This window comes from Vreelandella azerica (assembly GCF_013112225.1).
GTDB classification, from domain to species: domain Bacteria; phylum Pseudomonadota; class Gammaproteobacteria; order Pseudomonadales; family Halomonadaceae; genus Vreelandella; species Vreelandella azerica.
In genome coordinates, this window is sequence record NZ_JABFHI010000001.1 from 660,503 (window position 1) to 675,438 (window position 14,936).

10 protein-coding genes and 4 pseudogenes are annotated in these 14,936 nt (G+C 55.9%); 7 read left to right on the forward strand and 7 right to left on the reverse strand.

Features of this window, described 5'->3' with window-relative positions; genetic code table 11:
- Positions 1-69 precede the first annotated feature (69 nt).
- The 4 genes and pseudogenes from HLB35_RS03175 (at position 70) to HLB35_RS03190 (ending at position 4,354) form a co-directional block, all read left to right on the forward strand.
- Positions 70-1,224, forward strand: a complete 1,155-nt coding sequence (locus HLB35_RS03175; protein ID WP_171701447.1) for an acyl-CoA dehydrogenase family protein — start codon at positions 70-72, stop codon at positions 1,222-1,224.
- 48 nt (positions 1,225-1,272) lie between these two features.
- A complete protein-coding gene (locus HLB35_RS03180; RefSeq protein WP_171701448.1) occupies positions 1,273-2,388 on the forward strand; it encodes an enoyl-CoA hydratase/isomerase family protein in 1,116 nt (371 codons plus the stop codon).
- A 36-nt stretch (positions 2,389-2,424) separates the two neighbouring features.
- Positions 2,425-3,330, forward strand: a pseudogene (gene mmsB / locus HLB35_RS03185) (3-hydroxyisobutyrate dehydrogenase); the annotation flags it as partial.
- A 118-nt stretch (positions 3,331-3,448) separates the two neighbouring features.
- A pseudogene (locus HLB35_RS03190) lies at positions 3,449-4,354 on the forward strand (Rpn family recombination-promoting nuclease/putative transposase).
- Between the two features lie 65 nt (positions 4,355-4,419).
- Here HLB35_RS03190 and HLB35_RS03195 read toward each other — a convergent pair.
- Positions 4,420-5,366 (reverse strand): annotated as a pseudogene (locus HLB35_RS03195) (ketopantoate reductase family protein).
- Positions 5,367-5,370: 4 nt separating this feature from the next.
- The gene (locus tag HLB35_RS03200; RefSeq protein WP_171701450.1) at positions 5,371-5,850 is read right to left on the reverse strand and encodes a TspO/MBR family protein; all 480 of its coding nucleotides are present in this window, start codon (positions 5,848-5,850) and stop codon (positions 5,371-5,373) included.
- 245 nt (positions 5,851-6,095) lie between these two features.
- Here HLB35_RS03200 and HLB35_RS03205 point away from each other — a divergent pair, with 245 nt between their 5' ends.
- On the forward strand, positions 6,096-6,539 hold the full coding sequence (locus HLB35_RS03205) for a tetratricopeptide repeat protein (RefSeq protein ID WP_171701451.1): 444 nt from the start codon (positions 6,096-6,098) through the stop codon (positions 6,537-6,539).
- Positions 6,529-7,002, forward strand: coding sequence for a YehS family protein (locus HLB35_RS03210; protein WP_171701452.1), 474 nt, complete (start codon positions 6,529-6,531; stop codon positions 7,000-7,002). The genes HLB35_RS03205 and HLB35_RS03210 overlap by 11 nt, the downstream gene beginning before the upstream one ends.
- Here HLB35_RS03210 and HLB35_RS03215 read toward each other — a convergent pair.
- A complete protein-coding gene (locus HLB35_RS03215) occupies positions 6,999-8,291 on the reverse strand; it encodes an MgtC/SapB family protein (RefSeq protein ID WP_171701453.1) in 1,293 nt (430 codons plus the stop codon). The two genes, HLB35_RS03210 and HLB35_RS03215, sit on opposite strands and share 4 nt — an antisense overlap.
- A gap of 170 nt (positions 8,292-8,461) precedes the next feature.
- On the opposite strand from HLB35_RS03215, the pseudogene prpD reads away from it, so the two are divergent.
- Positions 8,462-9,945: pseudogene (gene prpD / locus HLB35_RS03220) on the forward strand (2-methylcitrate dehydratase).
- 68 nt (positions 9,946-10,013) lie between these two features.
- On the opposite strand, the gene HLB35_RS03225 reads toward prpD, so the two are convergent.
- From HLB35_RS03225 to HLB35_RS03240, 4 genes are all read right to left on the reverse strand, one after another.
- On the reverse strand, positions 10,014-11,267 hold the full coding sequence (locus HLB35_RS03225; protein WP_171701454.1) for a DEAD/DEAH box helicase: 1,254 nt from the start codon (positions 11,265-11,267) through the stop codon (positions 10,014-10,016).
- Positions 11,268-11,470: 203 nt separating this feature from the next.
- Positions 11,471-12,643: a toxic anion resistance protein gene (locus tag HLB35_RS03230; protein WP_171701455.1), complete on the reverse strand. Its 1,173-nt coding sequence runs from the start codon at positions 12,641-12,643 to the stop codon at positions 11,471-11,473.
- Between the two features lie 14 nt (positions 12,644-12,657).
- Positions 12,658-13,599: a cobyrinic acid a,c-diamide synthase gene (locus tag HLB35_RS03235; RefSeq protein WP_171701456.1), complete on the reverse strand. Its 942-nt coding sequence runs from the start codon at positions 13,597-13,599 to the stop codon at positions 12,658-12,660.
- Positions 13,600-13,695: 96 nt separating this feature from the next.
- Positions 13,696-14,754 carry a phytoene/squalene synthase family protein gene (locus HLB35_RS03240; RefSeq protein WP_171701457.1) on the reverse strand — a complete coding sequence of 353 codons (1,059 nt, stop codon included), beginning with the start codon at positions 14,752-14,754 and terminating at the stop codon, positions 13,696-13,698.
- Between the last annotated feature and the right edge of the window lie 182 nt (positions 14,755-14,936).

Sequence of the window (14,936 nt, forward strand, 5' to 3'; positions counted from 1 at the left end):
CCACTTTTTAGTTAGTCAATAACGATAACAGCAAGCTATCAGCCCCTGGCTGACCAAGTGGAGAACCTCATGAACTTTGAGCTCAACGAAGATCAGATAGCCTTTGCCGATATGGCGCGCAACTTCGCGCTTAATGAACTCGAACCTCATGCTGCCGAGTGGGATCAGGAAGCTATATTTCCTGTTGATGTGATCCGCAAGGCGGGCGAGTTAGGTTTCTGCTCTTTATATGCGTCAGAAAGTGTTGGTGGCTTGGGCCTCTCGCGGCTGGATGCCAGCATTATCTTTGAGCAGCTTTCCATGGGCTGTACGTCAACCACCGCCTACCTGACCATTCATAACATGGTGACCTGGATGCTGGCGGACTTCGGCAAGCCGGAAGTGGTCGAGCAATGGGGCGAAAAACTGGCAACAGGAGAACTTCTAGGTTCCTACTGCCTGACCGAGCCCAATGCGGGCTCTGACGCGGCCTCATTGAAAACCACCGCCAAGCGTGACGGCGACGACTTTGTACTCAATGGCAGCAAGATGTTCATTTCCGGCGCTGGCAGCACGGATTTTCTGGTGGTAATGGCACGCACCGGCGGCGAAGGTCCGGGTGGTGTCTCCGCCTTTGCGGTGGATGCCAAGAGCGCGGGCATCAGCTACGGCCGCAAGGAAGACAAGATGGGCTGGAACAGCCAGCCAACCCGGATGATTACCTTCGAAGACGTATGCGTACCGGCGATCAATATGCTGGGTAACGAGGGTGACGGCTTCAAGATCGCCATGAAGGGGCTGGATGGCGGTCGCATCAATATTGCGACCTGTTCTATCGGCACCGCGCAGCAGGCGATCAACAAGGCTAAGGAACACATGCTGGAGCGCAAGCAGTTCGGTAAGCGTCTGGCCGATTTCCAGGCCCTGCAGTTCCGTATCGCTGACATGGTCACCGAGCTGGTAGCGGCGCGTCTGATGGTACGCATGGCAGCCGCCAAGCTGGACGCCGGTACGCCGGATGCCGGTGTGTACTGCGCCATGGCCAAACGCTATGCCACGGATATTGGCTTCAAGGTGTGTGACGAAGCACTGCAGCTGTATGGCGGCTATGGCTACATCAAGGAATACCCGATGGAGCGCTACGTGCGTGATACCCGGGTACATCGCATTCTGGAAGGCACCAATGAAATCATGCGGTTGATTATTTCCCGCCGTGTGTTGGCCGATAACGCCACTGAGCTTTAAGCTTACCAAGGTCAATCAACCCGATTCTTGAGCTACCAGGAGCGCTACATGAGCAGTGTGATTTTTAGTGAACACCCGACCCAGGATGGGCATGTTGTTGCCGAGATATGTCTCAACGCAGAGCGCAGCCTGAACGCGCTGACCCTGGAGATGATTGAGGAAATCCTGCCGCGCCTGGATGAGTGGGAAAAGAACGAGCATGTGGTGGCCATTCTGCTCGATAGCGCCGGTGAAAAAGCGTTTTGCGCGGGTGGCGATGTGGTCAACCTTTACAAGGCGATTAGCGGTGAGGGCGACCCTGAGTTTCCCCAGCGCTTCTTTGATCGGGAATACCGTCTGGATTATCGCCTGCATACCTATTCCAAACCGATTATCTGTTGGGGCAGTGGTTTCGTTATGGGCGGCGGAATGGGCCTGTTAAGTGGCAGCAATCATCGTATTGTCACTGAAACCTCACGCCTGGCAATGCCAGAAGTCACCATCGGCCTCTATCCGGATGTGGGTGCCAGCTGGTTTCTTAATCGTCTCTCCAACGGTACTGGACGTTTTCTGGCGATTACCGGTAGCCAGATAAATGCGTTGGATGCCCATCATCTGGGTCTCGCTGATCGGCTGATTGCCAGCGACAAACGCGACGCTCTGGTTGAGCAGTTAACGCAGGCGCAGTGGGGCGATGAAGAACACATAGACGCTCAAGGTGTTGTAAATCGCGTTCTTCGCCAGCTTGAGCGCGATTCCCAGCCTGCGTTTGCCGAGCTCGACTCGCCAGTACACAGATTCAGCCCTCTGATTCGCGAGCTGATGGATCATGACACCATCGAGCAGGCGGTCGCCGCTATTCTGGCGGTTGAAAGCGATGAGAAGTGGTTCCAGAAAGCCCAGAAAACCCTCGCCCACGGCAGCCCTGTTTCGGTCAAGCTGATCGATGAGCAGCTCAAACGTTCGAAGCACATGTCATTGGCTCAGGTCTTCCAGGCTGAGCTGGCGCTTTCAGTGCAGTGCTGCCGCCACCGCGAATTCCCGGAGGGTGTTCGTGCGCTTCTGGTCGACAAGGATAACAAGCCACAGTGGACATACCCGGATGTGGCCTCGGTAGAAGACAGCTTTATTGATGGCTTGCTGACTCGGCCCTGGGCAGAAAATCCTTTGGATGACCTGAACTGAGCAGTTTTCCTCTTTTTTAATCAACGACACTCATACAAGGATAACAAGATGACGACAGTTGCATTTATTGGCTTAGGTAACATGGGTGGGCCTATGGCGGCCAATCTTGCCAAAGCAGGTTTTGAGGTGCGCGCCTTTGATCTGTCTGATCAGGCTCTGGATATAGCCAAACAGCAGGGTTGCCAGGTGGCAGGCTCTGCCTTGGAAGCGGCCAGCGGTGCCGACGTGGTGATTTCCATGCTGCCTGCAGGCAAGCATGTGCGCGGGCTTTATGTCGACGGTGAAGCAGCGCTGTTTGATGGTATGGAGAAGGGCGCACTGGCGATTGACTGTTCGACCATCGACGCCGATACCGCCCGTGAGGTGGCCGCCGCAGGCGAACAGAAAGGCATCGGTTTTGTAGATGCGCCAGTCTCCGGGGGCGTTGGCGGTGCCAAGGCCGGTACGCTGACCTTTATCGTCGGTGGCAGCGAGGCGCAGTTTGCCCAGGCCAAGCCGGTGCTTGAGGCCATGGGCAAGAATATCTTCCACGCCGGTGATCATGGTGCTGGGCAGGTGGCCAAGGTCTGCAACAACATGTTGCTGTCGATTCTGATGGCAGGCACCTGTGAAGCGATCAATATGGGGGTCAAGAACGGTCTTGATCCAGCGGTATTGTCAGAAATCATGAAGCAGAGTTCCGGCGGTAACTGGGCGCTGAATGTCTACAACCCCTATCCTGGCGTGATGGAAAATGCCCCGGCCTCCAATGGCTATCAGGGCGGCTTTATGGTTGACCTGATGTTCAAGGATCTGGGGCTTGCCATGGATGTCAGCCAGCTCAGCGGCTCACCGGTACCCATGGGCTCCGCTGCGCGCTCGCTGTTCAGCCTGCATCGCGCCAAGGGCAATGGCAGCAAAGATTTCTCCAGCCTGATGGAGTTCTACAAGGATGAAGCCTAGGTGTTGGCGGTAGCGATTTGCAGAATGGAGTGTGCATATTATCGTCCCTGAATGCCCGAGTGAGCCACGCAGGCTGTGCCAAGCTGATAGCGATAATATGACTGCCAAGGAAGGCTTTATGAATACCACCTTGCTTGACCCCACCAATGATTACGTCTTCAAGCGCCTGTTTGGCGAAACCCCTGAACTTCTGGTGGCGCTGATCAATGATCTGCGTCCAGATTTGCCCGCCATCACCGCAGTGGATATCACCAATCCCAATATTGAGTCCAGTGAATTGTCGGGTAAATATATCATCTTGGATGTACTTGCCCGCGACAACTCTGGCCACTGCTATAATGTTGAAATATAGGTACGCCGATACGATGCCTGGCATAAACGTGGGCTTTTCTATCTGGCCAGCCTGCTTAGCAAACAGTTAAGCGCCGGGGAAGATTATCAGGCACTGAATTCAGCTGTTGGCATTCATCTGCTAGATTTTGATCTGTTTAACGCAACAGCAGGCGAGCGGCAGCAGGCCATCTGGAGTTTTGAGATGCGCGATGGTACTCAGCCGCATATATCGCTTGGGAACCTGCTGCAGATGAACCTGATCGAATTGAAGAAAGCCGACCGTCTAGGCATGTCTGACAGGCCCTTGCGGGCTTGGGTTAATTTTCTGGAGCACTGGAAAGAGGGGCTGACAATGATGGACACAAGCTACGAACCGGTCAAAAAAGCCATGGAGCGCCTGAAAGAACTTAGTGCCGATGAAGAAACCCGGCGACTGGCGTTTGTGCGTGAACGCGCCCTGCGCGACGAAATCTCTTTTATTAACGATGCTGAACGCCGAGGTCACAAAGAAGGGCGTGAAGAAGGGCTTGAGGAAGGGCGTGAAGAAGCCAAGCAGCGTGCCCTTGAAGAGAAATATCATGCTGTCCGTAAGCTGATAGCGTTAACTGAAATGTCGGATCAACTGATTGCCGAGATTGAGCAACTGCCCGTTGAGGATGTTGCCAGACTGAGAGCTGACAGGCAGCACTGAATATAAATGCCATCATCGAATGAATGGGTGGCTACCACCCAGTAGACTTGCAAAAGTTATGCAGATCATTCCTCTTTAATCGATGAGGATTCTTGCTTTGCCAACTTATGATCCAGCTGTTCAAGACGGATGCAAGGCAACCCATGCTGTACAGCGCTTTCTATCAGAGGGCCAAGAATCGCACCGCGCTCGGTGGGGCGCCTGGCCTCCAGATCCTGCAGCATCGATGCTTTGTTGCTGGCGGTATTCTCCACCACCTGCCAGACCAGTCTCAGCCAGCCCGCTTCACCTTGCCCGCCGCCTGGCGGCTGAATGCCTTGAGTCTGCATGATGGCTGCTACCTCTTTGATTACCGCATCGACCTGGCCGCAATAAGGTGAACTGCTCAGCTCACCGTTGCGTATGCCATGCAGCGCCACCAGTGGGTTGATCGCCGCATTCACCGCCAGTTTCTGCCATAGGCGCTGGTGAATATCGCCCACAGCGGTGGTTTCAAACCCTGCCTGGGTCAACTGTTGGGCCAAGACGTTTGCCAGTGCACCGTGCTGGTTATTCAGGTCACCGACAAAGGTAGGCCCACGTCCGGCGTGAACCACACCATCATCACCAGTCAGGTAGGCACCCTGAGTAGTACTAGCACATAAAACCGGCCCCGCCCATGCCTGGGTAATTCTTGGCTGAGCCAGAAAGCCGTTCTGCCACAGCACCAGCGGCGTCGTAGAGGGAAGGTTGGCAGGCAGGCTCTCGACCAGGCTTTCCAGCGCGGCCTCTGCTGTCATCGCCTTGGTAGTGATATGTACAAAATCCGGTGGAGAGAGCGCTTGTTCAGCTAGCTCTGTCACTGTGAGGATATCAAGGCGCTGCACCTTTGCTCGCCTTCGGGCGTGGTTAGCGTTTGCTGACAAAGAAGAGGGCGGCGGCTTATAACGCAGATGTCGGCCAAAGGTGCCAGTGAATGCGCCAACAGGCGGCCAATGGCACCAGGGCCGAGTATCCAGTGGGATGTGATCATTGATTCAGCTCTGTCCCTGACCACGGTTCAAGCGCAAAATAGTGGCATTGAGCGTTAAGGCAAGCAGTACCCAAAGCCAATAGGGAACCATGAGCCAGGCAGCCAGTACGCTGACGTTTGCAAACAACACAATCGCTAGCGTTATCAAGCCTAGAAGCAGTGCGATATCCATTAGCGCGGCAGCTACCTGCTTGCGTCCAAAGAATAACCACGACCAGGCCGCATTGGCCACTAGCTGAAGGCCATACACGGCCAGGCTTGCGGTGCGAAAAGGGGAGTCTTCGGCCATATAGATACGCCACGCCGCAATGGCCATCAGTAAATAAAGTACTCCCCAGGCAATCGGGAAAACGATATCAGGGGGTGTCCAGCGGGGTTTTTGCAGTTGTCGGTACCAGCTATCAGGGCGAAAACGAGCGCCCGTCGAGGCCGTTACAGCCACCAGCAGAACAGACACTAACAGAGCCAACAGCGAATAAAGCATAACTCACCTGATGTTAAATCATGATAATCAATAGATTAACAGCCTATCCAGGCGTAGGTATAGCCAAGCATTATCTTAACGACAGCAGGGATAGAAGGCGTCCTGGCGGTTTACATCTGATATTCTAACGTTCTTTGTGTGAGTGGTTCAGATTCGGCCCCCCTTGTAGAGTCGCAAGTAGCGGCCTAACCCTAGGTTGCCCACGATTAAATCAATAAGTGCAAAGGTGTAATAGAGAGCAATGAATGATTAATACCAAAATCTACAAAGCAGTGTATGAGCTGGCTGAAAAGCTGATGAAAGCCGCTGCCAAGGATGATCGAGCGTCTTTTGATGCGCTTTATGCAGACCTGAAGGCGCTTTGCCTCGCCAATGAACATAGCGAGAAAGACCACCCTGAACAATGGGAGACACTGGCTGACTTTACCGAAGCGTTGGATGAGGCGCTATTGATCTACCAGAAAGCGCTGGACAAAGCCGTTGCCAAACCGTCGAAAGACCATATCGCCTCGATAGGTTTTTCCATGGCAACATTACAGGTAGAAACAGGTCAGCCAGAGGCTGCCATTCAAAGCCTCCAGCAGGCCAAAGTCAGTGCGCATAAGATCGAAGATAATGACCTGAAAGCAGAAATAGATGAATTGCTTGATCAGTTAACCCAAGGCCAGGAACCCAATTTTGACCAATAATGATATTCTCCGCCGTATCCGCTATGCCTTTGATATCAAGGATAACACCATGGTAGATATCTTCGCGCTTGCCGATAGTCAGGTGACGCCAGCCCAGGTGTCTGCCTGGTTGAAAAAAGATGAGGATGACGACTTCATTACCATGAAAGACAAAGAATTAGCCGCGTTTCTTAACGGCTTTATCAGTTTCAAGCGCGGCAAGCGGGAAGGGGCGGCACCTAAGCCGGAAACACATCTGACCAACAATATGGTCTTCCAGAAGCTGCGGATTGCGTTAAACCTGAAAGCTGACGATATTCTGGCGGTGTTTGAACGGGTTGACTTGCCGTTAAGTCACCATGAGCTAAGTGCCTTTTTCCGTAAACCCAGCCATAAGAATTACCGGGAGTGCAAAGATCAGATCCTGCGCAATTTCCTGTTGGGCATTCAGCGCCAGATGCGCCCCGAGAGCCCTGGCAACTAACTACCGCTGCCTTGAAGCCAGGCCACCGTTAGCCCTGCGGCCATAGACATCAGCATAGGGCCGGCGACCTTGATTCCCAGTGCTCTCTGGCCGACCGCCCAGGCAATACCAGACTTCACCAGATTATTGGTGGCCGCGGCGATCACAATACCCAGGACAGCCGTCTGCTGGGCAAGAGACTCCTGAGACATTCGAGTAAGAGAGAGGGTGATGGCGTCGACGTCGGCGATACCCGATGTCGCCGCCAGCATATAAATACCCAACTCTCCCAGCCAGGACTGCAAGAATTCCCCGAGGAGGAGAATTCCCACCAGGAGAATCCCGAACAACAGGGCCGGTTTCAGATCCAGCGGGTTCTGGGTCAGTTCCGGCCGGCTGACGTTGAGGCGCCCGGCGTAGCGCTTCCAGATAATCAGGGCAGGCACATAGAGCAGCAGGGTCATCACTACCACCGGCCACACCAGACTGGGCAACAGCGCCGGGCTGATTAACGCGCAATAGATCAAAATACGCGGAAACATGGTGCCGCAGGCGATCAGAATACCGCAGGCAAACTGCGGGTTGATATCGGGTGACAGCCTGGATTGTCTGGCATAGTGAAGCGTCAGGGCGGTCGAGGAACTCAAACCAGCAAACAGGCTGGTAAACAGAATCCCCTTGCGAGTACCTGCCAGGCGGATCGCAAAGTAGCCGACGAAAGACACCGAGGCGATCAGCACCACCATCCACCAGATTTCACGCGGGTTGAGCACGTCCCCAGGGCCCAGATCCTGACTGGGTAGCAAAGGCAGCATGACCACCGAAATGGCCAGCAGCTTCAGCGCCGCATCCAGCTCGTGTTCCTGCAGCTTGTCGACCAGCCCGTGAATTTCCTGCTTGTTATCCAGAATCAGCGCCGTGACGACGGCAGCGGCGGTTGCGATTGCCGGGTCAATCGCAACGGCAATGGCGCCATAACAGAAAGTGAGCACCATACTGATCGCGCCGGTGATGCTGAAATTGCGAATATGAGTCAGCCGTTCATGGAAAGCGACAAGCGCAAAACCGACGACGCTGACCAGCAATACCGGAAAGGTCCACTCGGTGACCTCCACGGCCAGCAAGGCGGCAACGCCACCCAGCAGGCCAATGAGTGCATAGGTCCGAATGCCGGCGATCCGCTCGCCAGAGGCCTGCCTCTTGGCACCCCAGCCTCGTTCCAGGCCAATAATGGCCCCCAGCATCAGGGCAACGGCTAGGTCGATCGTTGTCTGATTGTTCGCCATAAACTGATTGGTGACTTCATCCATCATGGAACCCCTTGCTACAGACCATTGCCAATAACGATGCTACGCTGATAAACAAGTATTAAAAGTTAACTTTCGGAGCTTAGTTTTCAACTACCTAGGTTTTCAACTGCCTAGGTTTTAAACATCTAGATTTCAAACATCTATACTGTAAATACTAAGGAGTAAACAGGATGAGCGCGACTGTCGAAACCAATTTTCGTCCGGATTACGATGACGAATTGCAGAAAATCGCCGATTACGTGCTTGGCTACACGATTAACAGCAGTGAAGCCTGGGATACTGCCCGCAATTGTTTGATGGACACCCTGGGCTGTGGCCTGCTGGCGTTACGTTTTCCGGAATGTACCAAGCACCTGGGGCCGCTGGTGGAGGGAACCCTGGTTCCTCATGGGGCGCGGGTTCCTGGCACTTCCTTTCGTCTCGATCCGGTAAAAGCCGCCTGGGATATTGGCGCCATCATCCGCTGGCTGGATTATAACGACACCTGGCTGGCGGCAGAGTGGGGACATCCTTCCGATAACCTGGGCGGTATCCTGGCGGTGGCGGATCACCTTTCCCAGAAGAAGCTGGCAGAAGGTGACCAACCGCTGACCATGCGCGATGTGCTGGAAGCCATGATCATGGCCCATGAAATTCAGGGGATTCTCGCGCTGGATAATTCCTTTAATCGCGTGGGTCTCGATCATGTGGTGTTGGTGAAAGTAGCGACGACGGCGGTGACGGCCAAAATGATGGGGGCCAACCGTGAGCAGCTACTGTCTGCTCTTTCACATGCCTGGGTGGATGGCCAGAGCCTGCGCACTTACCGCCATGCCCCCAACGCGGGGTCTCGCAAGAGTTGGGCTGCAGGTGATGCGACTTCCCGAGGCGTGCGCCTTGCCGATATTGCCATGCGCGGCGAAATGGGCATTCCAGGTGCGCTGACGGCACCCCAATGGGGCTTCTACGATGTGCTGTTCAGTCAGACCAATAAAGATCTGGCATTGAAACCCGAGCCAGCGCGCCGGTTCAGCTTTCAGCGTGACTTTGGCAGCTATGTGATGGAGCACATTCTGTTCAAGATTTCCTTTCCGGCCGAGTTTCACGCCCAGACGGCCTGTGAGGCAGCGGTCACCCTGCACCCTCAGGTGAAAGATCGCCTGAGTGATATCAGCCGGATTGTGCTGACGACCCATGACTCGGCCATTCGTATCATTTCCAAGTCGGGCGCCTTGGCCAATCCCGCTGATCGAGATCACTGTCTGCAGTATATGACCGCCGTGCCGTTAGCCTTTGGCGACCTGGTGGCGGAACATTACGAAGACGATTTCCATACCAGTCATCCGATCATTGATCAGTTGCGTGACAAGATGGAAGTGGTCGAGGACGAGGGCTATTCGAGAGATTATCACGACCCGGAAAAACGTTCGATTGCCAATGCTATCCAAGTGTTTTTTAACGATGGTAGTGCCACAGACAAGATTGCGGTTGAATATCCCATCGGGCATCGGCGGCGGCGTGCTGAAGGGATCAAGGAGCTGGAGAAAAATTCAGGCGTAACCTGGCAACGCGTTTCCCCCACGGGCGCACGGATGAGATTTTTGAGCTGTGCAAGGAGCCCGCGCGCCTTGAGGCTTACCCAGTCAATAAGTTTATGGATTTATTTATGATCTGAACAGCCTAGCGGTCTGAATCGCAAGGGGCCGTATCAACAGAGATGATACGACCCCATGATCAGGCGTGTTAGCGGCGGGCGCGGCGGCGCTGGCCGTCAGCTTTTGCGCCCTGGCCGTCGGTTTTACGCTTGGCGCGAGGCTGCTGCTGGCCACGACGGCCATTCTCGATGGGTTCGGGCTTGGCATTTGGGTCAGGCTCAAAGCCGGGTTCAATGCGTTTGGGCAGGTTCTGCTTGATCAGGCGTTCGATACCGCTTAGCAGGCCGTGCTCATCAACACAGACCAGGGATACCGCTTCGCCGTTGCTGCCGGCACGGCCTGTCCGGCCAATGCGGTGAACATAGTCTTCGGCGACATTGGGCAAGTCAAAATTCACCACATGGGGCAGTTCGTTGATATCCAGCCCGCGAGCGGCAATATCCGTGGCTACCAATACCTGCAGGTCACCGCTTTTGAACGCACCCAAGGCACGGGTTCTGGCGCCCTGGCTTTTATTGCCGTGAATCGCCATGGCCGGGATATCCTGCTTGGAAAGCTGTTCCGCAAGGCGGTTGGCACCATGCTTGGTGCGCGTAAACACCAACACCTGGAACCAGCCGTGTTGCTGAATCAGATGCGCCAGCAGGTGACGCTTCTGGTCGCGATCCACCCGGTAAACCGTCTGCAGGATTTTTTCAGCCGTGGTATTACGCGGGGCCACTTCAATCAGCGCCGGGTTATCCAGAAGCTGTTGGGCCAACGCCTGAATCTCATTGGAGAAGGTCGCTGAGAACAGCAGGTTCTGACGCTTTTTGGGCACCAGGCGTAACAGCCGCTTGATATCGTGGATAAAGCCCATGTCGAGCATACGATCGGCTTCATCCAGCACCAGGATCTCGACGCTGGAAAGGTCCACATGGCCCTGCTGGTGCAGGTCAAGCAGCCGGCCCGGGGTGGCCACCAGCACATCAAGCCCGGCTTTTAGCGCATCCACCTGGGGCTGTTGGCCCACGCCACCAAAGATAATGTGCGAGCGTAGCGATAAATGCTGGCCATATACGCTGACGCTTTCGCCTACCTGAGCGGCAAGCTCGCGGGTCGGGGTAAGTACCAGGGCTCTTACCTGGCGTTTGCCGGGCTTTTTACCGCCGGCCAGGCGCTGTAGCATCGGCAGCGTGAAACCCGCGGTCTTGCCGGTGCCCGTCTGGGCGCTGGCCAGCATGTCACGGCCTTCCAGGACAACCGGAATGGCCTTTTGTTGAATAGGGGTAGGTTGGGTATAGCCTTGCGCGGTCACCGCGCGGAGTAAATCGTCGTGCAGACCAAGTTCAGAAAAGCTCATGCGTTCTCCGCAAGCGCTCAACAAGCAAGGCACGCAGTGGCGCTGTCGCTGAGCATAAGGTTCAAAGGCGAGGAAGGTTCATCTTCGCGGCAGCGAAGTTTGCCAGATAAAGCGCTCTACCGCGATGATCAATTTACAATTCCGCGCCTTGAGCGCGGAATTCGTCAGGCTGAGGGCTGTGAAGCGGTTGTTTTTCTGGCGGTTCAATCATCAGAGCGCCCGCGGCTTGGCTGCAGCTGGTTGCCTTCCTGGAGGCGTTCGATAGCGGCATTGCCCTGCCGGGAGAGGGCTGCCAAGCGATCGATCTGCTCATCGAGCTGGGGCAGGGCCTGCTGACGGTAGTTCGAGAGATCATCAATGGCTCCCATGACGTCACCAAAGGCTTCCTCCAGCACCTGCATATCCAGCATGGCCGATGAAGCGCGCTGCTGGATATCCACGCCCTGCTGGCGCAAGGCCTTGGCCGTGCCGCCAATCATCTGCGAGGTAGTGGTGTTCAGCGCTTCAATACGGTCCAGCACCAGGCGCTGGTTGGCCATGCCCATGGCCACGGTGACGGCCACGGTCAGCGCCGAGACGGTCACATTAATGGCTCTGTCCACGCCGCGTATCAGTTCGCGGTTATTGCGGATGATCACTTCCAGTGCCAGTACGCCCTGTTGGCTGACTGCCTGCTGTTGCTGAAGATCCACAATGCGCTGACGGAGAGGGAAGAGCAGTTCCTCTTCGATGAACTGGCGCTGGGAAGCCGTGTCGTCAAGGGTGCGTATTTCCTCCTGCAGGCGCTGGTCGATCAGGCGGCCAAGAGCAACCTGACGATTCAGCTCAGACAGGATCTTGTTCAAGGCCTGCTGATCATCATTCAGGGTAAGGTTATCGCGATACAGCATGTCACGGCCGCTTTCGAGTTCATCAATGATGGCATCGAGCGCCTGCTGGGCGTTCTCGAACTTGCGGAAGTAGCGCTGCAGTCGGCTATCAAGGCCGGGGATAATGGCAATCACCCGATCAAAGGCGCTCGGCGCCAGGCGGTGGCGGGATGGATCAAGCCCTTCCATGCGTCCGCGCAGATCATTGAGCGCCTTGGCCACCGGGCCGCCTTCATCACCCTGATGCGCCAGCTGGCGCAGCGGCGTTTGTAGCATGGCGCTGCGGTGGGCTGCCTGCTGCTGTAATTCAAGCCCCATGTCGTCTACGGCCTGACGCTGACGAGCCAGTGCGTCCTGATCGTCTGTAGCGAGAATATCCGCGACAAAGCGTTTCGCCATCGCCTCAAGCTCAGGGTCACTATCGGCAGATTCAGAGGTCACAGAGGCGGCAATATCCTCAACCGGCGGCAGCGAAAGGCGGCGGTTGTCATCGGCTGGCTGATTCATGGCATCTCCTTGGGTTAATCCCTGCGGGCATAGCGATCCGCGCCTTCAACAAAGCGGCGCAGATCTTCCAGTGCTTGTTCAGTGGTCACTGAGGCCTGCGGGCGAGCTGTTTCAATCTGCGCCATGGAAACGGCGGTATCGTCTAGCACGGTTAGCGCCGATTCAATCTGCGCGGTGAGCCCCTTCAGGCGCTGCTCGGTTTCGTTGAGCAGATCCAGGCGCCGCTGCAGAGCAGTGCGTTCTTCATGGCTGAGGCGTTGGCCCTCCCGGGAGAGGCGTTCGCGCACATAGTGGCCATCCACGCTGACCACGCCACGCGCCTGGGATGCCATGCTAGTCAAGGTATCAATGGCGCCATAACACACCTGGCTAACCAGCCCGCGAGAGCGCTCAAATGCCAGTTCACCGCTGTGGAAACGCTCCCCGAGTACCTCCATAACATGCCGGTAACGGCTGTACAGGCGGTCAGGCAGTATCGCCAGGTCAGGCCGCTGCACATCGAGCAGGCGCTGCTTGGCCTGGCACATGGCCAGCACCAGTTCGTCGGCGTTTTCAGGCGGGTGGTCGGGGTCAAGCACTCGGACACCGGCTTCAGACGCCATGCGTTCCTGCTGAGCGCGCCGCTTGCGTGCCTCTGAGCCCATTTGTTGCTGGTGACGCCGTTCACGACGTTGTGCCAGCCAGCCACGTAGTTTGCGTTCAATTGGCAGCGCAACGGGAATGGCCACAATGCCTACCAGCCAGCCCATCAGGCTTGGGCTGAAGCCACCCCACAAGGAGGTTAGCCACAGCAGCATGCTCAGAAAGGGAATACCCAGGCAGTAGCGCAAGATGACCTGCAAACGGTTGGGAGCGCTGACGGCAAGCGCCAGCCTGGGATTATAAAGCCCTACCAGCAACCAGGGCAGACAGGTCATGAACAGACCATAGGAAAACCCCTGCAGGAATCCCAACATGAACACGAATCCTTGGTTGTTGAAGTGATGGCAAACAGATTAACCGAGATCAGCCACCCAGCACCAGATATGCAGCGTCTAACCCATTGCTGACGGTTATCTGTCGCGCCGAGCCACGGCTTGCAGTGGGCCAATATCGGCTGCCTGAAGGTAAGGCAGCCGATGGCGTCCTAAAAGGAAAACCCCGCGTAGCAGGGTGTCGTTCCTGACGGAGAGGCTGTTGGCAGCGATGATCAGGCGCATGCGCCGTCGTGATATCTTGACCTGCTGGCCGCTGGAATACCCCGGTTGGGCCGCAATGTTACGTAGCGTTGATAGCGCCATGCCGATTGACCAGCTGCAGAAGCGTCGCATGCCGACTTCTGACGCCGGTATGCGCAGCGTATAGTCCTGCGCCAACTGCAGGTGGTGGTGGGCCACGCCGACCAGATAACGAATACCCTCGCGATAGCCGGGGTGATCCTGCCAGTTTTCTGCTTGTGTCAGGTCGATGCCTCGTGCGGCAAACACATCCCGTGGCAGCCAGCAGATGCCGCGCTGCTGGTCATCCCAGACGTCTTTCAGAATGTTGGTCATCTGCAGGCCTTGGCCGAAAGCAACGGACAGGCGCAGCATCTCTTCCCGCTGGGCATGAATCTGAGGCTGGGTGTCAGCGAACAGGCGGGTAAGCATTTCACCTACGCAGCCCGCCACAATGTAACAGTAGTCACGCATGCAGCTGCTGCTTTCAAGACCATAAGGGGATTTCAGATGTTCAAAATCTGCCATGCCCTGGCACATGGTATGCAGACAGTCGCGCAGTGCCGCCTGCTGTTCCTGCGGCAGTTCACCAAAGGCGCGCAGCACGCTGGGCGTTTCTGCGACCAGTTCACGCTCCAGCGGGTCGTGGATCAGGCCGGACTCAAGCAAAGTGGTGGCAAACGTTTGTGCAGCACTCCCATCGCCAAGCCCTGCCAGCAGGCGCTGATAATGAATATCCTTGTCCTGTGGTGCCATCTCGGTGCTGTCTTCCACGGTGTCGGCAATCCGGCACAGCAGGTAGGCGTTGGTGATGGCCGGACGAAGGGTTTCCGGCAGCTGGGGAATGGTCAAGGCAAAGGTGCGAGAAACACCCGGCAATAACCGGTTCTGTAAAGCAAGAGACTCAGGTTTCATGGCAGTATCATCGCCGCTTGTGAGGGCATAGACGTTTTTCGTTCAAGCCTGAACCAATCAGATGATGGCGCTCTCGCGAGGCAGGTGGGTGAGCGCTGCTGGGCAATGAACAAGGTGAATTCCCGTAGTCTGGCAGTGGCTATAGAGGTTGCTGTAAACAATGACATCTTGATGATCGAGAG

Coding starts and splice junctions, on each gene's coding strand:
- HLB35_RS03175 (WP_171701447.1), top strand. CDS start 70: ATGAACTTTGAGCTCAACGAAGATCAGATAGCCTTTGCCGATATGGCG.
- HLB35_RS03180 (WP_171701448.1), top strand. CDS start 1,273: ATGAGCAGTGTGATTTTTAGTGAACACCCGACCCAGGATGGGCATGTT.
- HLB35_RS03200 (WP_171701450.1), bottom strand. CDS start 5,850: ATGCTTTATTCGCTGTTGGCTCTGTTAGTGTCTGTTCTGCTGGTGGCT.
- HLB35_RS03205 (WP_171701451.1), top strand. CDS start 6,096: ATGATTAATACCAAAATCTACAAAGCAGTGTATGAGCTGGCTGAAAAG.
- HLB35_RS03215 (WP_171701453.1), bottom strand. CDS start 8,291: ATGGATGAAGTCACCAATCAGTTTATGGCGAACAATCAGACAACGATC.
- HLB35_RS03225 (WP_171701454.1), bottom strand. CDS start 11,267: ATGAGCTTTTCTGAACTTGGTCTGCACGACGATTTACTCCGCGCGGTG.
- HLB35_RS03230 (WP_171701455.1), bottom strand. CDS start 12,643: ATGAATCAGCCAGCCGATGACAACCGCCGCCTTTCGCTGCCGCCGGTT.
- HLB35_RS03235 (WP_171701456.1), bottom strand. CDS start 13,599: ATGTTGGGATTCCTGCAGGGGTTTTCCTATGGTCTGTTCATGACCTGT.
- HLB35_RS03240 (WP_171701457.1), bottom strand. CDS start 14,754: ATGAAACCTGAGTCTCTTGCTTTACAGAACCGGTTATTGCCGGGTGTT.